This is a genomic window from Streptomyces sp. IBSNAI002, from assembly GCF_052244475.1.
Taxonomy (GTDB): Bacteria; Actinomycetota; Actinomycetes; order Streptomycetales; family Streptomycetaceae; genus Streptomyces.
Genome location: NZ_JBQPXG010000002.1, coordinates 3,009,807 through 3,030,349, shown reverse-complemented (window position 1 = coordinate 3,030,349; position 20,543 = coordinate 3,009,807). Strand labels below are relative to the sequence as shown.

Annotated in this window: 17 protein-coding genes; 8 read left to right on the top strand and 9 right to left on the bottom strand. The window is 71.1% G+C overall.

Annotation, left to right across the window (positions count from 1 at the left end):
• Nucleotides 1-11: 11 nt before the first annotated feature.
• Nucleotides 12-1,001 (bottom strand): metal ABC transporter substrate-binding protein, encoded by a 990-nt coding sequence (locus ACTVZO_RS14730; RefSeq protein ID WP_443298821.1) that lies wholly within the window; start codon nt 999-1,001, stop codon nt 12-14.
• A gap of 155 nt (nt 1,002-1,156) precedes the next feature.
• Here ACTVZO_RS14730 and ACTVZO_RS14725 point away from each other — a divergent pair, with 155 nt between their 5' ends.
• Nucleotides 1,157-2,539, top strand: coding sequence for a glycine--tRNA ligase (locus ACTVZO_RS14725; protein WP_443298820.1), 1,383 nt, complete (start codon nt 1,157-1,159; stop codon nt 2,537-2,539).
• A 99-nt stretch (nt 2,540-2,638) separates the two neighbouring features.
• On the opposite strand, the gene ACTVZO_RS14720 is transcribed toward ACTVZO_RS14725, so the two are convergent.
• The 3 genes from ACTVZO_RS14720 to ACTVZO_RS14710 all read right to left on the bottom strand — a co-directional run bounded on the left by ACTVZO_RS14720 (nt 2,639) and on the right by ACTVZO_RS14710 (nt 4,737).
• The gene (locus ACTVZO_RS14720) at nt 2,639-3,232 is read right to left on the bottom strand and encodes a TetR family transcriptional regulator (protein ID WP_443298819.1); all 594 of its coding nucleotides are present in this window, start codon (nt 3,230-3,232) and stop codon (nt 2,639-2,641) included.
• Between the two features lie 21 nt (nt 3,233-3,253).
• Nucleotides 3,254-4,297 (bottom strand): aldo/keto reductase, encoded by a 1,044-nt coding sequence (locus ACTVZO_RS14715; protein ID WP_443298818.1) that lies wholly within the window; start codon nt 4,295-4,297, stop codon nt 3,254-3,256.
• A gap of 62 nt (nt 4,298-4,359) precedes the next feature.
• Nucleotides 4,360-4,737: a DoxX family protein gene (locus ACTVZO_RS14710; RefSeq protein WP_443298817.1), complete on the bottom strand. Its 378-nt coding sequence runs from the start codon at nt 4,735-4,737 to the stop codon at nt 4,360-4,362.
• Between the two features lie 58 nt (nt 4,738-4,795).
• Between ACTVZO_RS14710 and ACTVZO_RS14705 the strand changes: the two genes are divergently transcribed.
• Nucleotides 4,796-5,251 (top strand): MarR family winged helix-turn-helix transcriptional regulator, encoded by a 456-nt coding sequence (locus ACTVZO_RS14705; protein ID WP_443298816.1) that lies wholly within the window; start codon nt 4,796-4,798, stop codon nt 5,249-5,251.
• Between the two features lie 38 nt (nt 5,252-5,289).
• On the opposite strand, the gene ACTVZO_RS14700 is transcribed toward ACTVZO_RS14705, so the two are convergent.
• The gene (locus tag ACTVZO_RS14700) at nt 5,290-6,747 is read right to left on the bottom strand and encodes an MFS transporter (protein ID WP_443298815.1); all 1,458 of its coding nucleotides are present in this window, start codon (nt 6,745-6,747) and stop codon (nt 5,290-5,292) included.
• 34 nt (nt 6,748-6,781) lie between these two features.
• On the opposite strand from ACTVZO_RS14700, the gene dusB reads away from it, so the two are divergent.
• The 3 genes from dusB (at nt 6,782) to ACTVZO_RS14685 (ending at nt 12,456) form a co-directional block, all read left to right on the top strand.
• On the top strand, nt 6,782-7,942 hold the full coding sequence (gene dusB, locus ACTVZO_RS14695) for a tRNA dihydrouridine synthase DusB (RefSeq protein ID WP_443298814.1): 1,161 nt from the start codon (nt 6,782-6,784) through the stop codon (nt 7,940-7,942).
• 364 nt (nt 7,943-8,306) lie between these two features.
• The gene (gene ppdK, locus ACTVZO_RS14690) at nt 8,307-11,015 is read left to right on the top strand and encodes a pyruvate, phosphate dikinase (protein ID WP_443298813.1); all 2,709 of its coding nucleotides are present in this window, start codon (nt 8,307-8,309) and stop codon (nt 11,013-11,015) included.
• A 388-nt stretch (nt 11,016-11,403) separates the two neighbouring features.
• Entirely contained in the window at nt 11,404-12,456 is a 1,053-nt protein-coding gene (locus ACTVZO_RS14685; RefSeq protein WP_443298812.1) for a helix-turn-helix domain-containing protein, read from the top strand.
• A gap of 48 nt (nt 12,457-12,504) precedes the next feature.
• Here the strand turns inward: ACTVZO_RS14685 and ACTVZO_RS14680 are convergent, their stop codons facing one another.
• Nucleotides 12,505-13,665 carry an alkaline phosphatase PhoX gene (locus tag ACTVZO_RS14680; protein WP_443298811.1) on the bottom strand — a complete coding sequence of 387 codons (1,161 nt, stop codon included), beginning with the start codon at nt 13,663-13,665 and terminating at the stop codon, nt 12,505-12,507.
• A 230-nt stretch (nt 13,666-13,895) separates the two neighbouring features.
• Between ACTVZO_RS14680 and ACTVZO_RS14675 the strand changes: the two genes are divergently transcribed.
• Together ACTVZO_RS14675 and ACTVZO_RS14670 are read left to right on the top strand one after the other, a co-directional pair.
• A complete protein-coding gene (locus tag ACTVZO_RS14675; RefSeq protein ID WP_443298810.1) occupies nt 13,896-14,357 on the top strand; it encodes a group III truncated hemoglobin in 462 nt (153 codons plus the stop codon).
• Between the two features lie 135 nt (nt 14,358-14,492).
• A complete protein-coding gene (locus ACTVZO_RS14670) occupies nt 14,493-14,903 on the top strand; it encodes a VOC family protein (RefSeq protein ID WP_443298809.1) in 411 nt (136 codons plus the stop codon).
• 6 nt (nt 14,904-14,909) lie between these two features.
• Here ACTVZO_RS14670 and nirD read toward each other — a convergent pair whose 3' ends face one another.
• Genes nirD through ACTVZO_RS14655 form a run of 3 tightly spaced genes read right to left on the bottom strand, consistent with a single transcriptional unit; the run spans nt 14,910 to nt 19,031 of the window.
• Nucleotides 14,910-15,242: a nitrite reductase small subunit NirD gene (gene nirD / locus ACTVZO_RS14665; RefSeq protein ID WP_361760646.1), complete on the bottom strand. Its 333-nt coding sequence runs from the start codon at nt 15,240-15,242 to the stop codon at nt 14,910-14,912.
• Nucleotides 15,239-17,764, bottom strand: coding sequence for a nitrite reductase large subunit NirB (gene nirB / locus ACTVZO_RS14660; protein WP_443298808.1), 2,526 nt, complete (start codon nt 17,762-17,764; stop codon nt 15,239-15,241). The genes nirD and nirB overlap by 4 nt, the downstream gene beginning before the upstream one ends.
• Nucleotide 17,765: 1 nt before the next feature.
• Nucleotides 17,766-19,031 carry an NAD(P)/FAD-dependent oxidoreductase gene (locus ACTVZO_RS14655; RefSeq protein WP_443298807.1) on the bottom strand — a complete coding sequence of 422 codons (1,266 nt, stop codon included), beginning with the start codon at nt 19,029-19,031 and terminating at the stop codon, nt 17,766-17,768.
• 157 nt (nt 19,032-19,188) lie between these two features.
• Here ACTVZO_RS14655 and ACTVZO_RS14650 point away from each other — a divergent pair, with 157 nt between their 5' ends.
• Complete coding sequence (locus tag ACTVZO_RS14650; RefSeq protein ID WP_443298806.1) at nt 19,189-20,484, top strand: ferredoxin reductase family protein; 1,296 nt, start codon at nt 19,189-19,191, stop codon at nt 20,482-20,484.
• The last annotated feature ends 59 nt before the right edge of the window (nt 20,485-20,543 follow it).

Below are 20,543 nucleotides of genomic sequence, written 5' to 3'. Positions count from 1 at the left end.
GCTGCTGTCATCTACTTGGCTCCGAGCGCCTTCTGGAGGTTCTTCAGGTTGGAGCGCATGACCTCGAAGTAGTCAGCGCCCTGGGACTTGTCGGTGATTCCCTCGAGCGGGTCGAGGACGTCGGTCTTCAGACCGGTGTCCCCCGCGAGGCTCTTCGCCGTCTTGTCGCTGGCCAGGGTCTCGAAGAACACCGTGGAGACATTGTCCTTCTTCGCGATCTCCTGGAGCTCCTTCATCCGGGCGGGGCTGGGCTCGGACTCGGGGTCGACGCCGGAGATGCCCTCCTGGTCCAGGCCGTAGCGCTCGGCGAGGTAGCCGAAGGCGGAGTGGGTGGTGATGAAGGTCTTGGTAGCCGTGTTGGCCAGGCCGTCCTTGAACTCGGTGTCCAGGGCGGTCAGCTTGGCGACGAGGTCGTCGGTGTTCTTCTTGTAGTCGGCGGCGTGGCCGGGGTCGGCCTTCTCCAGGGCCGCGCCGACGCCCTTGGCGATCTCCGCGTACTTGGCGGGGTCGAGCCAGACGTGCGGGTCCGCGCCGGCCTCGCCGCGGCTGTGGTCGTGGTCCGCCTCGCCCTCGCCCTCGGCCTCGGCCTCGTGGCCGTGGCCGGAGGCGGCGTGGGCCTCGAGCTTGGTGAGGGTGGCGGCGTCGACGACGTTCTTCACGCCGGACTGGGCGACGGCCTTGTCCACGGCGGGCTGGAGGCTCTTGAGGTAGAGGATCACATCGGCGTCCGCGAGCTGCGCGGTCTGCTTCGGGGTGATCTCCAGGTCGTGCGGCTCGACACCCGGCTTGGTCAGGGTGTCGACCTTCACGTGGTCCTTGCCGATCTGCTCGGCGAGGAACTGGATCGGGTAGAACGACGCCGTCACGTCGAGCTTGCCGTCCTTGTCGTCCTTGCCACCGGACTCGGCGGCACCGGCTCCGGAGCAGGCGGTCAGGGCCGTGGCGCCGAGGGCGACGGCTCCGGCGAGGGCGGCGGCGGGTATGAGGCGTCGTACGTTCATGACATCCATTTTCATCAAAAATGGAAACGATTGTCAAAAACCCTGGTGGGAGGGGTGTGGGCGGGCTGGGGGAGGGGGATCCGATTTGAAAGGGGGGGTGCGGGCGCCGGTAACCTGAGGCATTCGCCGTTCGTCCTCGTAATGAAGAGAGCACCGTGGCCGCCGACAAGATCGACACCATCGTCAGCCTGAGCAAGCGCCGTGGCTTCGTTTTCCCGTGCAGTGAGATCTACGGCGGCTCCAGGGCTGCCTGGGATTACGGCCCGCTCGGTGTCGAGCTCAAGGAGAACATCAAGCGCCAGTGGTGGAAGGCGATGGTCACCGGGCGTGAGGACATCGTCGGCATCGACTCGTCCGTGATCCTGGCCCCCGAGGTCTGGGTGGCCTCCGGCCACGTCGCGACCTTCTCGGACCCGCTGACCGAGTGCACCTCCTGTCACAAGCGCCACCGCGCGGACCACCTGGAGGAGGCGTACGAGGCCAAGCACGGCCGCGTGCCCGCCAACGGCCTTGCCGACGTCAATTGCCCCAACTGCGGTGTGAAGGGCCAGTTCACCGAGCCCAAGCAGTTCTCCGGCATGCTGGAGACCCACCTCGGCCCGACCCAGGACACCGGCTCCAAGGCGTTCCTGCGCCCCGAGACCGCCCAGGGCATCTTCACCAACTTCGCCCAGGTCCAGACCACCTCGCGCAAGAAGCCCCCCTTCGGCATCGCGCAGATGGGCAAGTCCTTCCGCAACGAGATCACGCCGGGCAACTTCATCTTCCGCACGCGCGAGTTCGAGCAGATGGAGATGGAGTTCTTCGTCAAGCCGGGCGAGGACGAGCAGTGGCAGGAGTACTGGATGGCGGAGCGCTGGAACTGGTACCGCGACCTCGGCATCCGCGAGGAGAACATCCGCTGGTACGAGCACCCGGCGGAGAAGCTGTCCCACTACTCGAAGCGCACCGCCGACATCGAGTACCGCTTCAACTTCGGCGGCAACGAGTTCTCCGAGCTCGAAGGCGTGGCCAACCGAACCGACTTCGACCTCAAGGCCCACTCCGCCGCCTCCGGCCAGGACCTCGTGTACTTCGACCAGGAGTCGAAGGAGCGCTACACGCCGTACGTCATCGAGCCGGCGGCCGGTGTCAACCGCGCCATGCTCGCCTTCATGCTCGACGCGTACAACGAGGACGAGGCCCCGAACGCCAAGGGCGTCATGGAGAAGCGCGCCGTGATGCGCCTCGACCCGCGCCTGGCCCCGATCAAGGTCGCCGTCCTGCCCCTGTCCCGCAACGCGCAGCTGTCGCCGAAGGCCAAGGGCCTCGCCGCCGACCTGCGCAAGTTCTGGAACATCGAGTTCGACGACGCCGGTGCCATCGGCCGCCGCTACCGCCGCCAGGACGAGATCGGCACGCCGTTCTGCGTCACCGTCGACTTCGACACCCTCGACGACAACGCGGTGACCGTGCGCGAGCGCGACACCATGAAGCAGGAGCGCGTCTCCCTGGACCAGTTCCAGAGCTACCTCGGCAGCCGCCTGCTCGGCTGCTAGCCCAGGCTTCCGCTTCGGCGAAACGACCGGTGGCCCGGTGCGCACATGCGCACCGGGCCACCAATCTTTGTCCGCGGAGTACGCGGTGGGGGAGCCGCGTCAGGCGCGCAGGCCCCGGATGATCAGCGCGGTGACCGCCTCGAACTCGGTGAAGATCGTGGGCGAGAGCCAGTCGGCCGCGTACTGGGGATCATGGAAGCGGCCGGTGGCGTCGAACACGGCGCGGGCGGCCGCCGGCACGTCCTCGGCCGTGAGCGTGCCCGCCGCGACCCCCTCGGCGATGATCCGCGCCAACTGGTCGATCAGCTCGGTCAGGTGCCGGTCCACCACGTCGCTGTTCTCGTCGAGCAGCACGATGTAGGTGGCGAACAGCTCCGGATCGTCGCCCGCCTTGTGGCGCTTGGCCTCGAACAGGGCCTCCAGCCACGACTCCAGCTTGGAGGGGGCGCTGCCGGAGGGCGCCGAGGTGATCTGCTCCAGGGCGACCACGCTCTTGGCGAGCCAGCGGTCCGTGACGGCCTCGCGCAGCGCCGCCTTCGACGGGAAGTGCCGGTAGACGCTGCCGTGGCTGACGCCCAGCGCGCGGGCCACGTCCACCACCGTCGCCTTGGTGGGGCCGAAGCGGCGCAGCACGTCCTCGGTGGTCTCGAGGATGCGCTCGGGTGTCAGGGGCTCGGCAGCAGCGGGGGACATGGGTACGACCGTACCGCCAGCTCAGTGCTCACTGTCGAGGTGGGCCATCTGGGCCGCCGGGTACCGTTCGCCCGCCGCGGCGCCGACGGGGACGGCCTCCTCGATGGCGGCCAGATCGGCGGCGCTCAGCGTGATGTCGAGGGCACCCAGTGCCTCGGTCAGCCGGTCCCGGCGCCGGGCACCGACCAGCGGCACGATGTCCTCGCCGCGCGACAGCACCCAGGCGATGGCGGTCTGGGCCACGCTCACGCCCTTGCCGTCCGCCACCTTGCGCAGCGCGTCGACCAGGTCGAGATTGCGGTCGAGGTTGTCCCCCTGGAAGCGCGGGCTCATTCCGCGGAAGTCGCCCGGTGCCAGCGCGCGGTCGCGGGCGAAGTGGCCGCTGATCAGGCCGCGGGACAGCACCCCGTACGCCGTGACGCCGATCCCGAGCTCCCGGGCCGTCGGCAGGATCTCCTCCTCGATGCCGCGGGAGATCAGCGAGTACTCGATCTGGAGATCGGCGATCGGGGCGACGGCGGCGGCCCGGCGCAGGGTGTCCGCGCCGACCTCGGAGAGGCCGATGTGGCGCACGTGTCCGGCCTCGACCGCCTCGGCGATGGCCCCGATGGTCTCCTCGACGGGGACGTCCGGGTCGACACGGGCGATGCGGTAGATGTCGATGTGGTCCCGGCCGAGCCGCTGGAGCGAGTAGGCCAGGAAGTTCTTGACGGCCTCGGGCCGGCCGTCATAGCCGGTGAAGCCGCCCTCGACCGTGCGCAGGGCGCCGAACTTGACGCTGGTCAGCGCCTGCTCTCGGGCCGCGGCCGGGGCGGTGCGCAGGGCCTCGTTGATCAGCAGTTCGTTGTGGCCCATGCCGTAGAAGTCGCCGGTGTCGAGCAGCGTGACGCCCGCGTCCAGGGCGGCGTGGATGGTGGCCACGGACTCGGCACGGTCGGCCTCCCCGTACAGGGCGGACATGCCCATGCAGCCGAGGCCCAGCGGGAAGACGGACGGCCCGGTGGTGCCGAGAGGGCGGTGGGCGGAGTTCGCGGGGACGGGTGAGGTGTTCTCGTTCTTCGTCATGAAACGAGAATGACATGACGAGTGACAGATTTCAATATCTGTCACTCGTCAGTGTGGCGGGGCTACGACAGCACCCGCAGGACCAGGGCCGCGGCGGCCGCCACGGCGAGGACGGCGGCCGGCGCGAGCTCGTAGTCCTTGACCCGGAGGTGGCTGATGACCGCCCCGATGAAGTAGAGGGTCACGCCGGTGGCGGCGGCGATGCCGAGCGGCGTGAACCACAGGCCCGCGACCAGCCCGATCGCACCCGCGGCCTTGAGGGTGGCCAGGCGTGGCAGCCAGGAGTCCGGCACCTGCACCTTCCGCATGCTCGCCACGATCTGGTCGTTGCGCTGGAGGGTGAAGGTGGCGGAGGCGGTGAGGATCAGGGCGAGCAGGCCGCCGACGACGGCGTAGGCGATGAACATGGAGAGCTCCAACAGTTGGGGATGTCGGATCATTGAATAGCATCAACGATATCCCCGATGCAATCATTTCTCGATTGGTACGATGTGGACCATGACGGCAGATCAGGACGGACCGCACCCTCCCCAGCGGCTGGGCCTGCTGCTGGCCTGGCACGGATCGGTCACCCAGACCCGCATGAAGAAGGCCCTCGGTGCGGCCGGGCTCACCCCGCGGCACGCGATGACGCTGATGCACCTGGAGGGCGGCCCCATCAGCCAGCGGGCGCTCGCCGAGCGGCTGGAGGTCGACCCGAGCGTGCTCGTCGGGATCCTGAACGACCTGGAGGGCGACGGCCTCGCCGAACGCCGCCGGGACCCCGCCGACCGGCGCCGCCACAACGTGGCCATCACCGCCGACGGGGAGGCCGCCCTCGGCACGACGAACACCGCCCTCGACGAGGTCGAAGGCGGCATGTTCGCGGGGCTGTCGGACCGGGAGCGCGAGCTCCTCCGCGATCTCCTCGACCGGGTCAACACCTCGGCCGAGGACTTCCACTGCGACGAGTAGACGAGTAGACGAGTAGACGAGTCGAGGAGGGCCGCCCGTCAGGGGCGCGGCGAACCCGCGGCCGCGGACGCGCCGACGGGCTCCTCCAGGCTGCGGGCCGTGCGGTCCGCGGTCGCGCGGGCCCAGCTGCCGCTGGTGACCGCGCCCACGACCAGCACCGCCAGTCCGCACAGCGTGATGATCCACCAGGCCGGCTGGGCCGCCTCGGAGAAGCCGGAGCCGCCGGCCAGCCCCGCCGCCAGGACCGAGCCGATCACCGCGACGCCCAGCGTGCCGCCCGTCTGCCGGCTGGTGGAGGCGATGGCGGCCGCGACACCCGCCTGGGAGCGCGGCATCCCGGACACCGCCGTATTGGTGATCGGCGCGTTCACCATGCCGAAGCCGAGCCCGAACAGCACGTACCCCGTGAAGAGGAGCGGGTTGGACGTCTCGGCGTCGAAGAGCGCGAAGAGCAGCCCGCTCGCGGCCATCGCCACCCCGGCGATCAGCAGGCAGATCCGGGGCCCCCGGGTGCCCACCAGCCGCCCCGCGATCGGCGCGAACAGCACGGTCAGGGCCGCCATCGGCAGCATGTAGAGCCCGGCGTGCAGGGCGCCCAGCCCGCGCACGTCCTGGAGGTAGAGCGTGTTCAGGAAGAGGAAGCCGGCCAGTCCGGCGAAGGCGCTGATCGCGATCACGGTCGACCCGCTGAAGGGCGCGCTCCGGAAGAACCGGAGATCGATCAGCGGCTCCTTGCGCCGCGGCTCGTAGACCAGCAGGCCCACGAACGAGGCGAGGGCCACCACCGCGCAGCCGATGATCAACGGCGAGCGCCAGCCCGCGGCCGGGGCCTCGATGATCCCGTACGTGAGACTGCCGAGCAGCGCGATGACCAGCACCTGTCCCACCGGGTCCGGGCGGCGCGGCCGGGCCGCCCGGGACTCGGGGATGTGGCGCAGGGTCAGCGCGAGCGCCGCCAGGCCGATCGGCAGGTTGATCAGGAAGATCGAGCGCCAGCCCACGGAGTCCACCAGGACCCCGCCGATCAGCGGGCCCGCGGCCATGGAGATGCCGCCGACCGCGCCCCACACGCCGATGGCCCGGGCCCGTTCGGCCGGATCGGTGAAGGTGTTGGTGATGATCGACATCGCCACCGGGTTGAGCATCGCGCCGCCGATCGCCTGGACCATGCGGAAGAAGACGAGCCAGCCGAGGCTGGGGGCGAGCGAGCACAGCAGGGAGCCGGCGGCGAAGGCCAGCAGGCCTGCGACGAACACCTTGCGGCGGCCGATCCGGTCGGCCGTGGAGCCCGCGAGCATCAGCAGCGAGGCCAGGACGAGCGTGTACGCGTCGATGGTCCACTGCAGCCCCGCGACCGAGGCGTCGAGCTCGCGGCGCATCGACGGGAGCGCGACGTTGAGCACGGTGTTGTCGAGGCTGACGATCAGCAGGCTCATGCAGCAGATCGCCAGAACGAGCACGCGCTGCCGGCGGCTCGGCTGACTCGGCTCGATCATGCCGCCGATCGTACGTCTGCGACACCCCCTCGGCATGCGGGACAATGGACGGATGACCACGCTCCCTCCGCCCCTCGCGATCGGCCCGCACACCGTGCAGCCGCCGGTGGTGCTCGCGCCCATGGCCGGCATCACCAATGCCCCGTTCCGTACCCTCTGCCGGGAGTTCTCGGGCGGCAAGGGGCTGTTCGTGAGCGAGATGATCACGACGCGCGCCCTGGTCGAGCGCAACGAGAAGACCATGCAGCTGATCCACTTCGACGAGACCGAGAAGCCCCGCTCGATCCAGCTGTACGGAGTCGACCCGGTGACGGTCGGCAAGGCGGTCCGCATGATCGTCGAGGAGGACCGCGCCGACCACATCGACCTCAACTTCGGCTGCCCGGTCCCCAAGGTCACCCGCAAGGGTGGCGGCTCGGCGCTCCCGTACAAGCGGAACCTGCTGCGCGCGATCCTGCGCGAGGCCGTCGCGGGCGCCGGTGACCTCCCGGTGACGATGAAGATGCGCAAGGGCATCGACGACGACCACCTCACCTACCTCGACGCCGGCCGGATCGCCGTCGAGGAGGGCGTCACCGCCATAGCCCTGCACGGGCGGACCACGGCCCAGCACTACGGCGGGACCGCGGACTGGGAGGCCATCGCACGGCTCAAGGAGCACGTGCCGGAGATCCCGGTCCTCGGCAACGGCGACATCTGGTGCGCCGAGGACGCGCTGCGGATGGTCCGCGAGACCGGCTGCGACGGCGTGGTCGTGGGCCGCGGCTGCCTGGGGCGGCCGTGGCTGTTCAACGACCTGGTGGCGGCCTTCGAAGGCCGCCCGGAGGACTTCCACAAGCCCACGCTGCGCGAGGTCGCGGGGACCATGCACCGCCACGCGCAGCTGCTGGGGGAGTGGATCGGCGACGAGGCGCGCGGGGTGATCGACTTCCGTAAGCACGTGGCCTGGTACCTCAAGGGCTTCTCGGTCGGCTCCGAGATGCGCAAGAGGCTGGCGGTCACCTCCTCCCTGGCCGAACTGAACGCTCATCTGAGCGAGCTCGACTTGGATCAGGCGTGGCCGGAGAGTGCGGACGGCCCCCGGGGCCGGACGTCCGGAAACAACCGAGTTGTCCTGCCGGAGGGCTGGCTGAAGGACCCGTACGACTGCGCGGGCGTCAGCGAGGAAGCGGAACTGGACACCTCCGGAGGCTGACAAATCGCCCTCCGTGTCGCGTGATATACGCCACGCATGGGAGGGGTTTCGCTCAGATGAGCGCTGAAGTCACGGGTAAGACTTTCAAAGGGTGGCACTGGGTGCCACCCTTTGTGCGTTCAAAACTTGAACGCAAATGTATCGATGATCGCTCATCCGAGCGTAATCAGGCCCTAAAAGCCCCCTCCCCCTTCGGGAAGTGAACGCTCTTCGTACATTCTGATTACCCGTGAGTTACTTTCGATCTGCTGGCGCACGGGTGGTTACAGCCGCATGACGACCAAGTGGACGTACCCAGAAGCCTTCGATCTGGGTATGTTCCTGGCCGTCAGGGCAGCCACCGAGCCTCGAGGAGTCGAGACCCGTGTCGGAAAACAAAGATCAGAAGTTCGTCTACGACTTCACCGAGGGAAACCGCGACCTCAAGGACCTTCTCGGCGGCAAGGGCGCCAACCTCGCCGAGATGACCAACCTGGGTCTGCCGGTCCCTCCCGGCTTCACCATCACCACCGAGGCCTGCAAGGTCTACCTCGACAGCGGATCGGCCCCGGCCGAGCTGCGCGACGAGGTCAGCGCCCACCTTGCCGCCCTCGAGACGAAGATGGGCAAGAAGCTCGGCCAGTCGGACGACCCGCTGCTGGTCTCCGTCCGCTCCGGCGCCAAGTTCTCGATGCCGGGCATGATGGACACGGTCCTCAACATCGGCCTCTCCGACGACTCCGTCACCGGCCTCGCCTCCCAGGCCGGCAACGAGCGCTTCGCGTGGGACTCGTACCGCCGCCTCATCCAGATGTTCGGCAAGACCGTCCTCGGCGTCGAGGGCGAGCTCTTCGAGGACGCCCTCGACGAGGCCAAGGCCGCCAAGAAGGTCACCGTCGACACCGACCTCGACGCCGCCGACCTGAAGAAGCTGGTCAAGCACTTCAAGAAGATCGTGGCGAAGGAAGCCGGCCGCGACTTCCCGCAGGACGCCCGCGAGCAGCTGGACCTCGCCGTCGAGGCGGTCTTCAACTCGTGGAACACCGACCGCGCCAAGCTCTACCGCCGTCAGGAGCGCATCCCGAGCGACCTGGGCACCGCGGTCAACATCTGCTCCATGGTCTTCGGTAACCTCGGCCCCGACTCGGGCACCGGCGTCGCCTTCACCCGCGACCCGGCCAGCGGCCACCAGGGCGTCTACGGCGACTACCTCCAGAACGCCCAGGGCGAGGACGTCGTCGCGGGCATCCGCAACACCGTGCCGCTCGCGGACCTGGAGGCCATCGACAAGGCCTCGTACGACCAGCTCATGACGATCATGGAGACGCTGGAGACCCACTACAAGGATCTCTGCGACATCGAGTTCACGATCGAGCGCGGCCAGCTGTGGATGCTCCAGACGCGCGTCGGCAAGCGCACCGCGGGCGCGGCCTTCCGCATCGCCACCCAGCTCGTGGACCAGGGCCTGATCGACGAGGCCGAGGCCCTCCAGCGCGTCACCGGCCACCAGCTGGCGCAGCTGATGTTCCCGCGCTTCGACGAGGACGCCAAGACGGAGCTGCTCGGCCGCGGTATCGCCGCCTCCCCGGGCGCGGCCGTCGGCAAGGCCGTCTTCGACTCGTACACGGCCGTCAAGTGGTCCCGTTCCGGCGAGAAGGTCATCCTGATCCGCCGCGAGACCAACCCGGACGACCTGGACGGCATGATCGCCTCCGAGGGCATCCTGACCTCGCGCGGCGGCAAGACCTCGCACGCCGCCGTCGTCGCCCGCGGCATGGGCAAGACCTGTGTCTGCGGCGCCGAGGAGCTCGACGTCGACACCAAGCGCCGCCGCATGACGGTCGGCGAGACGGTCATCGAAGAGGGCGACGTCGTCTCTATCGACGGTTCCACCGGCAAGGTCTACCTCGGTGAGGTACCCGTCGTACCGTCCCCGGTCGTCGAGTACTTCGAGGGCCGCATGCACGCCGGCGCCGACGACGCCGACGAGCTGGTCGCCGCCGTGCACCGGATCATGGCCTACGCGGACCGCGTCCGCCGCCTGCGGGTGCGCGCCAACGCCGACAACGCCGAGGACGCGCTGCGCGCCCGCCGTTTCGGCGCCCAGGGCATCGGCCTGTGCCGCACCGAGCACATGTTCCTCGGTGAGCGCCGCGAACTCGTGGAGCGGCTGATCCTCGCGGACACCGACGAGGAGCGCGAGGAGGCACTCAGTGCCCTCCTGCCGCTGCAGAAGAAGGACTTCGTCGAGCTGTTCGAGGCGATGGACGGCCTGCCCGTCACCGTCCGCCTGCTGGACCCGCCGCTGCACGAGTTCCTGCCCGACATCACCGAGCTGTCGGTGCGCGTCGCCCTCGCGGAGTCCCGCAAGGACCACAACGAGAACGACCTGCGCCTGCTCCAGGCCGTCCACAAGCTGCACGAGCAGAACCCGATGCTGGGCCTGCGCGGTGTCCGCCTGGGTCTGGTCATCCCCGGTCTGTTCAAGATGCAGGTCCGGGCGATCGCCGAGGCCGCGGCCGAGCGCAAGAACGCCAAGGGCGACCCGCGCGCCGAGATCATGGTCCCGCTCGTCGGCACCGTGCAGGAGCTGGAGATCGTCCGCGACGAGGCCGACCAGGTCATCGCCGAGGTCGAGGCGGCCACCGGCACGAACCTCAAGCTGACCATCGGCACGATGATCGAGCTGCCGCGCGCCGCCCTGACGGCCGGGCAGATCGCCGAGGCCGCGCAGTTCTTCTCCTTCGGCACGAACGACCTGACCCAGACGGTGTGGGGCTTCTCCCGCGACGACGTCGAGGCCAGCTTCTTCACCGCGTACCTGGAGAAGGGCATCTTCGGGGTCTCGCCCTTCGAGACCATCGACAAGGACGGCGTCGGCTCGCTGGTCCGCCACGCGGTCGAGCAGGGCCGGGCCACCCGCCCCGAGCTCAAGCTCGGCGTCTGCGGCGAGCACGGCGGCGACCCCGAGTCCGTCCACTTCTTCCACGAGGTCGGCCTCGACTACGTCTCCTGCTCGCCGTTCCGGATTCCGGTCGCGCGCCTGGAGGCCGGCCGCGCCGCCGCCGAGGCGAAGGGCAGCGACAGCCGCTGATCCCCGGCCCCCGAGAAGGGCCCCATAGACCGCGCCTGCCCCCGGGTTCCCTGACTGCCCGGTGGCGGGCGCGCCCTATTTTTTTCTGTTCAACAAGTCTTTACGCCAGCAGGCGGTGGACGGATCCCCACCCGTCCACCGCCGCTGTCATTCTGCCGGGCACGTCGGCGCTTCCCGGTGCGACCGACCGCCAGGCCCCGCAAAGCCCCCCACGGCCTTCACGGAGCGTTTCGGTCGCATCGGAGTGTGCCCGGCGGAGTACAGGATTTCGGTTGTCACGCTCCTGCCGAAAGGGGTTTCAACTGTGGCCGAAAGGGCGTGGTGACCACGTGTGACGGCATGCATACTCATGGGGCGGGGGGATTGCGGTTGCACAGGTGGGGGTTCGGTGCTGCGTATCCATTTCACTGGAGTGGACCTGGCACGCGTACGGATGGCAGGGCGTCCCGATGCGTTGTGGGAAACGATTCTCAGCTTTCACCGTTTAAGGGACCGGCGTGATGCCCGGTTGTTCGGTGAATGGCGCACGGAAGCGCGGGGCAGGTTGAATGGTGAAACACGCACGCTCGGCATGCTCATACCGGCGCGCGGATATTTTCCCGATTTCCTGACCCCTGTGGAGGGGCAGTACGGGTGGGACGTGGCGCTCGACGCGCTGCGCGGGATCCGGCCGGAGCGGCTGCGGCGCGAGCTCGTGCTGCTCGCCGGCGGGTCCGGCGCGGGGCCGGGCGCGGGCGGCGGACCGGGTGCGGGCGCCGGATCGCCGGTGGCGCCGCGGTTACGGGAGTTCATGGACGGCGGCACCAAGCACCTGCCCAGGCTCCTGGGAGAGCTGCGCGCGTACCACCGGGCGGCCGTGGAGCCGTACTGGACCCACATACAGGCGCAGATAGAGGCCGAGCGGGCCGCACGCGGCCGGGCCCTGCTGGACGGGGGCGCGGACGAACTGCTGGCCTCGCTGCCGCCGATGCTGCGCTGGCGGGCCCCGGTGCTCGAGTGCGACTACCCGGTGGACCGCGACGTACGGCTGCGGGGGCGCGGGCTGCTGCTCCAGCCGTCGTTCTTCTGCCGGCGCACCGCGGTGACCCTGCACGATCCGGAGCTGCCGCCGGTGCTGGTCTACCCGGCCGCCTCGCACCTGGCCTCGGCCCCCGCGGGCGGCGAGGCGGCGCGCACCGTGCACGTCGAGGAGCAGCGCCAGCGCACGCTGGGCAAGCTGGTGGGGCACACCCGCTCGGTGGTGCTGCGGGCCATCGGCGACGGCGCCACCACCAGCGAACTGGCCCGCCGGGCCGGGGTCTCGCTGGCCTCGGCGAGCCAGCACGCCTGCGTGATGCGCGAGGCGGGACTGGTGACGACGCTGCGCCACGGCAACGCGGTGCTGCACACCGTGACCCCGCTGGGTGCCGCGCTGCTCAAGGGCGGCGCGGTGGCCTCGTGAAACGCCGCGGCCCCCGGCTCGGCGCCGGGGGCCGCGGTGGTGCGGGGCTCAGGTGCGGAACGGGCCCGTCACCTCGTAGGTGATGCCCGCCGACGAGCTGCCGCTCGTACCGCGCTGGCTGGAGAAGTAGAGCCGGTTGCCGGCGGGGGAGAAGGCCGGGCCGGTGATCTCCGAGGAGGACTGGCCGGTGATCCGCAGGAACGGCGCGACCACGTCGTCCGGGGTGATCACGCAGATCTCCATGTTGCCGCCGTCCTCGGCGACGTACAGGTCGCCGAACGAGGACCCGGTGACGTTGTCGACACCGGTCAGCGGGGCGGCGCCGCCCGGCACCAGGGAGTCGTCGTACGCCAGCTCGTACGTGTTGTTCGCGAGGTTGAGCTGCCAGACCCGGTTGTCGCCCTTGGTGGTGAACCAGACCGTGTCGTTGGCGTAGTGGCAGCCCTCGCCGCCGTTGAACTTCTTCGAGCCGGAGACCTGGCTGCGGGTGGCGGTCGGCGAGCCGTCCGGGTCCGGGACGTTGGCCCAGGTGAAGGAACCGGATGTGGCGGTACCGGCCTTGAGGACCTGGAGGGTTCCCGAGGAGAGGTTGCCCCAGGTGGTCGGGACGAAGCGGTAGAAGCAGCCGCTGCTCTCGTCCTCGGTCAGGTAGATCACCTTGCGCACCGGGTCGGCCGCCGCCGCCTCGTGCTTGAAGCGGCCCATCGCGGCCCGCTGCACGGAAGCGTTCACGCCGTACGGGTCGGCCTCGTAGACGTAGCCGCGGTCCACCTCCTCGCAGGAGAGCCAGGTGTTCCACGGGGTCTTGCCGCCCGCGCAGTTCTGCCGGGTGTTGGAGAGGATCCGGTAGGCGCCGGTCACGGTGCCGGAGGAGTCGAACCGGACCGCGCTCGCGCCGCCGGAGGGGTTGACCTCCGAGTTCGATACGTAGATCCAGCCCGCACCGTCCGTGTAACAGGCGCCGCCGTCCGGGGCGCTGTGCCAGCGGTACGAGGTGCCGGCGACGGTCTGGCCGGAGCGCGCGATCACCCGGCTGGTGAAGCCGGCCGGCAGCTGGATGCCGTTCGCGTCCGCCGCGCCGAGCGCTCCGTACGGTCCGGCCCCGGGCTGGGCGGGCGCCGCGTAGGCGGCCCCGTGCATCAACGTTCCGCCGAACGCGGCGGCCGACGAACCGATCACCGCGCCGCGCAGGAAGGTACGACGTTCCACGGTCACTCCTGTGGGAGGAAGGCCCCGCGGCCGGTCGGACGCGGGGTCGCACGCGTCGAGGAACCTAGGAGGCGCCAGTTGACGGGGCGCCAATTCCTCATTACGCATGAGCGACCGCTCAGGTTCAATCCTCCGGCGGGGATTTCGCAGCGCCCGGGCGTCCCACGATGTGACGTACGGCGGGACTTTCTGCCCTGGGGAGGCCCGCCGTACGGAAGGATGGTGGAGCGATGAACCACTTCGCCGCCGCCGACGACATCTCGGGCCGCGCCGACCTCGACGTCGTGCTGCGCCGCTTCTACACGGCGGCCTTCGCCGACCCCGGCATCGGTCCCTTCTTCACCGAGATCGCCGGCACTGACCTCGAAGTCCACCTGCCCCGGATCACCGACTTCTGGGAGCGGGCCCTCTTCCGCACCGCCGAGTACCGGCGCGACGCCTTCGGCCCGCACGCCGCCCTGCACTCGGCGCGGTCGCTGACCGCCGCCGACTTCGGCCGCTGGGTCCAGCTGTGGCACGCGACCATCGACGGACGGCACCGGGGCCCGAACGCCGAGCGGGCCAAGGCCCAGGGCGAGCGGATCGCGCTGGCCCTGCACAAGCGGCTCGCGGGCGAGGGGGCGTCCATGGACGGCGAGGACGGCCCCGGCTTCGTCCCGCTGGCGGCACTGGAGCTGCGCTCGGTGGCCTGACCTGCGGTTTCGCCCCGCTGGGCGGGCCCGGGAAAAAATCTCGGGAAATCTCCGAGGAGAGCGATGAGTTTCCCCGCGTCCCCCGGTCTACCTCTCGAAAGCAGCGAACACCGCGCGAGAAGAAGAGAGACCGAGATGTCCCAGCCCCAGATGATCTTCGTGAACCTGCCGGTCAAGGACCTGGACGCCGCCCGGGCCTTCTGGGAGAAGCTCGGCTACTCCTTCAACCCGCAGTTCTCCGACGAGACCGCCGCCTCCCTGGTGATCAGCGACGCCATCTTCGCGATGCTGCTGACCGAGGAGAAGTTCGCGTCGTTCGCCACCAAGCCGGTCGCCGACGCCGCCAAGACCACCGAGGTGATGGTCGCCCTGAGCGCGGACAGCCGCGCCAAGGTCGACGAGGTCGTCGACGCCGCGCTCGCGGCCGGCGCCACCGAGCCGAGGCCGCCCATGGACCTGGGCTTCATGTACGGCCGCGCCTTCGAGGACCTGGACCACCACGTGTGGGAGTACGTCTGGATGGACCCGGCCGCCATCGAGGGCTGATACCGGCTACGAGGTCGCGGCGGTCCGCACCGGATAGGTCCGGACCGCCACCTCCTCGTCGTCCAGACAGCGCCCCGACTCCAGGTCGAAACGCTGCTTGAGCAGCGGCGAGGCCACGAACGGCCGGCCCGCCGCACTCCCCAGCAGCCCCCGCGACAGCACGTGCGCGCCCGTGAAGGGGTCCTGGTTCCCGATGGCGTACGGGCGGCCCGCGCGGTCGACGAACACCGCCGCCTGGCTCCCGTCGGGCAGCAGGGCCGCGACCCCCCGTCCGGGGATCAGCGCGGACAGCTCGCACACCGTCAGCCAGCCTTCGGCCACCCTCAGTTCGACGGTCATCGGACGGCTCCTCCTATGGTCAGGACGGCCAGGTCGGGCTTGACCTGGTCGCGCTCGGGGACGAACTTCACGGTCGGGTCCGGGGCCCCGGGGGCGTTCACGAACGACACGAACCGGCGCAGCCGCTCCGGGTCCCCGAGCGTCTCGGCCCATTCGTCGCGGTAGTGCGCCACGTGCTCGGCCATCAGCGACTCCAGCTCCGCGCACAGCCCCAGCGAGTCGTGCACGATGACGTCCCGCAGGTGGGACAGGCCGCCCTCCAGCCGCTCCAGCCAGGTCGAGGTCCGCTCCAGGCGGTCGGCGGTGCGGATGTAGAACATCAGGAACCGGTCGATCAGCCGGACCAGTTCCGCATCGGACAGGTCCTGCGCCAGGAGGTCGGCGTGGCGCGGGGTGGCCCCGCCGTTGCCGCCCACGTAGAGGTTCCAGCCGCTCGCCGTGGCGATGACCCCGAAGTCCTTGCTCTGCGCCTCCGCACACTCGCGGGCGCAGCCGGAGACCGCCGACTTGAGCTTGTGCGGAGCGCGCAGCCCCCGGTAGCGCAGCTCCAGGTCGATGGCCATCCGCACGCTGTCCTGCACCCCGTAGCGGCACCAGGTCTGCCCGACGCAGGACTTCACCGTCCGCAGGGCCTTCCCGTACGCGTGCCCGGACTCGAAACCGGCGTCGACGAGCCGGGCCCAGATCCGCGGGAGCTGGTCCACGCGCGCGCCGAACAGGTCGATCCGCTGCCCGCCGGTGATCTTCGTGTAGAGGCCGAACTCGCGGGCCACCTCCCCGATCACGATCAGCCGCTCCGGGGTGATCTCGCCGCCGGGGATGCGCGGGACCACCGAGTACGAACCGTTGCGCTGCATGTTCGCGAGGAAGTGGTCGTTGGTGTCCTGGAGCGCGGCCTGCTCCCCCTCCAGCACGTAGCCGCTGGCGCCGACGGCCGGGGCGAGGGAGGCGATGATCGAGCCGACGGTGGGCTTGCACACCTCGCAGCCGTCGCCGCCGCGGGCCTCGGGCCGGCCGTGCCCGTCGAGCAGCTCCCGGTAGGAGCCCAGCCGCCGGGTGCGGACGATCTCGTAGAGCTCGGCGCGGGTGAAGGGGAAGCAGCCGCACAGCCCCTTGTCGGCCGCGGCGGGCAGCAGCTGCCCGATCACCTTGACGCAGCTGCCGCAACCGGTGCCCGCCTTGGTGCACTTCTTCACCTCGGCGAGGGTGGCGCAGGCGGCGATGGCCTTCTTGGTGACGTTGTGGCAGGAGCAGATCACCGCGTGGTCGGGGAGCGAGGACGGGCCGAGCGCGACGGGCGCGCCGAGACCGGCCGGCAGGACCAGCTGCTCGGGGGCGACGGGCGGCACGCTGCCCGTGAGCGGGCGCAGCAGGCCGTACGCGTCCGCGTCGCCGACGAGCACCCCGCCGAGCAGCACCCCGTCCGGGGAGACCACCAGCTTCTTGTAGACACCGGAGCGGGAGTCGGACCAGACCACGTCGAGGCTGCCGGGGGTGCTGCCGTGGGCGTCGCCGAAGGAGGCCACGTCCACGCCGAGCAGCTTGAGCTTGGTGGACAGATCGGCCCCGGTGAACTCCTTCTCCCGGCCCAGCAGATCGTCGGCGGCCGTCTCGGCCATCTCGTAGCCGGGCGCGACCAGGCCGTAGACGCGGCCGTCGCAGGCCAGCGCGCACTCGCCGATGGCGTAGACGTGCGGGTCGGAGGTGCGGCAGCGGGAGTCCACCGCGATGCCGCCGCGCTCGCCGACGTCCAGGCCCGCGGCGCGGGCCAGCTGGTCGCGGGGGCGGACCCCGGCGGAGAAGACGACGAGGTCGGTGTCGACGGCGGATCCGTCGGACAGCAGCATGCCGCTGACGTGGCCGTCCTCGCCGGTCAGCACCTCCTGGGTGCCGACACCGGTGTGGACGGAGAGGCCCATGGACTCGATGGTGCGCAGCAGTGCGGCGCCGCCGCCTTCGTCGACCTGGACGGGCATCAGGCGCGGGGCGAACTCCACCACGCGGGTGGCGAGCCCGAGGCCCTGGAGCGCGCCGGCCGCCTCCAGCCCGAGCAGACCGCCGCCGACGACCGCGCCGCTGGTGCGGCCCTTCGCGTACTGCTCGATGGCGAGGAGGTCCTCGATCGTGCGGTAGACGAAGCAGCCGGGGGCGTCCTTGCCGGGGACGGGCGGCACGAAGGGGAAGCTGCCGGTGGCCAGGACCAGGACGTCGTACGGGAACACCTGCCCGGAGCGGGAGGTGACGGTACGGGCCGCCCGGTCGATGTGCTCCGCGGGATCGCCGAGGTGCAGGTCGATGCCGTGCTCGGTCATGAACCCGGGGGGCGTCATGGACAGGTCCTCGGCGGTGCTGCCGGAGAAGTACGAGGTCAGGTGGACGCGGTCGTAGGCGGGCCGGGGCTCCTCGCAGAGTACGGTGATCCGGTGGGACCGGGTCGCACCGCGCTCGGCGAGTGCCTCCAGATAGCGCTGGCCGACCATGCCGTGCCCGATGAGCACGATCGCGGGCAGGGGCTCGGTCATGTCAGTGGCCTCCGTCGTCGGTGAGCAGGTGGAACAGGTCGAGGGGTGCCTCGTCGCCCTCCCAGGTGCGGGCGACGGCGCCCACGGTGGAGAGCTCGCCGAGCAGGACCCCGCCGACGAGGCGGTCGTCGCGCAGGACGACCGTCCGGTAGGTCCGCCGGGTGGCGTCGGCGAAGCGGACCACGTCGTCGCCGGGGCGCGGGGTCGTCTCGCCGAAGCAGGCGAGGTCGAAGGGGCCGGTGCCGGTGCCGGGGCCGGGGCCGGGGCTCCCGGCGGTGGTGAGGGTGAGGCGGGTGAGGGCGCGCGTGCCGGCGTACGAGGCGTCCGCGCCGTTCAGCAGTGCGGCCAGGACATCGGCCTGCTCCAGCGCGGCCCCGGCCAGGCCGTACACCTGGCCGGCGTGCTCGGCGCAGTCGCCGACGGCGTGGATCCGGGGGTCGCTGGTGCGCAGCCGGTCGTCGACCACGATGCCCTTGCGCACGTCGAGCCCGGCGGCCTGGGCGAGGCCGGTGCGGGGCCGCACGCCGCAGGCGAGCACGACGAGATCGGCCTCGAGCCGGTACCCGTCGGCCAGCTCGACCCCGGTGACCCGCCGCCCGGGCAGCTGCGGAGCCGCGGGCGAAGACGCCGTGGTCAGACCGCGGACCCGGCATTCCGTGTGGATCTCCACGCCCAGCGCTTCGAGGTGCGTGTGCAGCAACGCGGAGGCCTCCGCGTCCAGCTGGCGTTCCATCAGCCGCGCCGCCTGCTGCGCCAGGACGACCTGCGCCCCCCGCGCGGCCAGCGCACGGGCCGCCGAGACGCCGAGCAGGCCCCCGCCGATCACCACCGCCCGCACGCCCGGACGTACGGCGGCCGAGAGGGCCAGGCAGTCGTCCATCGTGCGGAACGCGTGGACCCCGTCGGGCAGATCCCGCCCCCCGGGCTCGAACAGCCCCCGCAGCGGCGGCAGCACCGGGTTCGATCCGGTGGCCAGCACCAGCGTGTCGTAGGCCAGGGCGGCGCCGTCGTCGCAGTGGACGGTCCGGTCGGCGCGGTCGACGCGGACCGCGCGGACGCCCCGCCGCAGCACCGGACCGGCCTCCGGGAGGGCGGCCACCTCCGGCGCGTACCGGCCGGCCAGCACCTCGGCGAGCAGCACCCGGTTGTACGGAACGTGCGGCTCCTCGCCGAGTACGGTCACCGCCGCGCCGCCGGTCAGCCGCGCGGCGAGCCGCACGCCCGCGAGGCCGCCGCCGATCACCACCACACGCTGCTTCGAGGTCATGCCCCGAGCGTGCGGGTCCGCTGTTTCCCCGCCGCATCGCCGTTGTTACCCCGGCGGAACGCCGCCCTCAGCGCACGGGTTAAGCCTCGGTGAGGCCTCCCTCAAGGCGGTCTTAAAGATCACCGAACCGCTCCGGCGGGCGCTTAGCGTGACCCGTATGCGAGATGTGGCGGGGCTGGTCAGGGGCGGGATGCTGGGCGGGGCGGGGGCGGTGACCCTGCTCTGGGCGGTGCAGGTGCGGCCCTCGGCCCGGCCCGACGCGCTGTTCGCCACCGCCGCGCACCTGACCGGCCTGCTCGCCGGGTACGGGGTGCTGGTGCTGCTGTTCCTGATGGCCCGGGTGCCGGCCGTGGAGCACGGGGTCGGCGCCGGCCGGCTCGCCCGCTGGCACGCGCTCGGCGGCCGGCACGTCCTGCTCCTCTGCTTCGGGCATGGGCTCTTCGCCCTGCTCGGATACGCCGTGCACGAGGACGTCGACCTGGTCTCCGCCGTCCGGGAACTGCTCGGCTACCCCGCGCTCGCCGCCGCCGCGGCCGGGACCGTCCTCCTGGCCGCGGTCGGTGTGACCTCCGCCCGGGCGGTACGCCGCCGGGTGTCCCACGAAACCTGGCGCGGGGTGCACCTGCTCGTCTACCTCGCCGCCGCCCTCGCCTTCGGACACCAGCTCGCCGGCCCCGATCTCGCCCTCGCCGCCTGGTTCTGGGCGCTCGCCCACGCCGTGGTCGCCGTCCTGCTCCTCTGGTACCGGGCCGTGGTCCCCGTACGGCAGGCCCTGCGGCACGCGCTGCGCGTGGCCGAGGTCAGGGCCGAGGGGCCCGGGGTGGTCTCCGTCGTCATGTACGGGGAGCACCTCGCGGAACTGCGCGCGGAGCCGGGCCAGTTCCTGCGCTGGCGGTTCCTCCAGCGGCGGCTGTGGCACACCGCCCTGCCCTTCTCGCTGTCCGCCCCGGTCCGCGACAACACCCTGCGCATCACCGTCAAGGGGCTCGGCGGCCACTCCCGGCGGATCCGCCGGCTGCGGCCGGGCACGCGGGTCCTGGCCACCGGCCCGTTCGGGGCGCTCACCGCCGCCCGGCGGACCCGGCCCAAGGTGCTGCTGATCGCGGGCGGGGTCGGGATCACGCCGATGCGGGCCCTGTTCGAGACGCTGCCCGGCGCCCCCGGGGACATCACCCTGCTCTACCGGGCCGGGGCCGAGGAGCAGCTGGTCCTGCGCGCCGAGCTGGAGGCCATCGCCGCCGAGCGGCAGGCCGGGCTGCACTACCTGCTGGGGCCCTCGGGATCCGCGTACGATCCGCTCGCGCCACAGGCGCTGGCCGCGCTGGTGCCGGACCTGGCGGAGCACGACGTGTACCTGTGCGGGCCGCCGGGGATGGCCGAGGCGGCCCAGACGGGGCTGCTGAGGGCCGGGGTGCCGGCCGGACACATCCATTCCGAATGCTTCGGCCTCTGAGCGGGCGCCCGGGCCCGGCCTCCGCGTCCGGTTCCCGCGTCCGGGTCCCCGGTCCCGCG

Coding starts and splice junctions, on each gene's coding strand:
- ACTVZO_RS14730 (WP_443298821.1), bottom strand. CDS start 1,001: ATGAACGTACGACGCCTCATACCCGCCGCCGCCCTCGCCGGAGCCGTC.
- ACTVZO_RS14720 (WP_443298819.1), bottom strand. CDS start 3,232: ATGTCCCCCGCTGCTGCCGAGCCCCTGACACCCGAGCGCATCCTCGAG.
- ACTVZO_RS14715 (WP_443298818.1), bottom strand. CDS start 4,297: ATGACGAAGAACGAGAACACCTCACCCGTCCCCGCGAACTCCGCCCAC.
- ACTVZO_RS14710 (WP_443298817.1), bottom strand. CDS start 4,737: ATGATCCGACATCCCCAACTGTTGGAGCTCTCCATGTTCATCGCCTAC.
- ACTVZO_RS14705 (WP_443298816.1), top strand. CDS start 4,796: ATGACGGCAGATCAGGACGGACCGCACCCTCCCCAGCGGCTGGGCCTG.
- ACTVZO_RS14700 (WP_443298815.1), bottom strand. CDS start 6,747: ATGATCGAGCCGAGTCAGCCGAGCCGCCGGCAGCGCGTGCTCGTTCTG.
- dusB (WP_443298814.1), top strand. CDS start 6,782: ATGCGGGACAATGGACGGATGACCACGCTCCCTCCGCCCCTCGCGATC.
- ACTVZO_RS14675 (WP_443298810.1), top strand. CDS start 13,896: ATGAACCACTTCGCCGCCGCCGACGACATCTCGGGCCGCGCCGACCTC.
- ACTVZO_RS14670 (WP_443298809.1), top strand. CDS start 14,493: ATGTCCCAGCCCCAGATGATCTTCGTGAACCTGCCGGTCAAGGACCTG.
- nirD (WP_361760646.1), bottom strand. CDS start 15,242: ATGACCGTCGAACTGAGGGTGGCCGAAGGCTGGCTGACGGTGTGCGAG.
- nirB (WP_443298808.1), bottom strand. CDS start 17,764: ATGACCGAGCCCCTGCCCGCGATCGTGCTCATCGGGCACGGCATGGTC.
- ACTVZO_RS14655 (WP_443298807.1), bottom strand. CDS start 19,031: ATGACCTCGAAGCAGCGTGTGGTGGTGATCGGCGGCGGCCTCGCGGGC.
- ACTVZO_RS14650 (WP_443298806.1), top strand. CDS start 19,189: ATGCGAGATGTGGCGGGGCTGGTCAGGGGCGGGATGCTGGGCGGGGCG.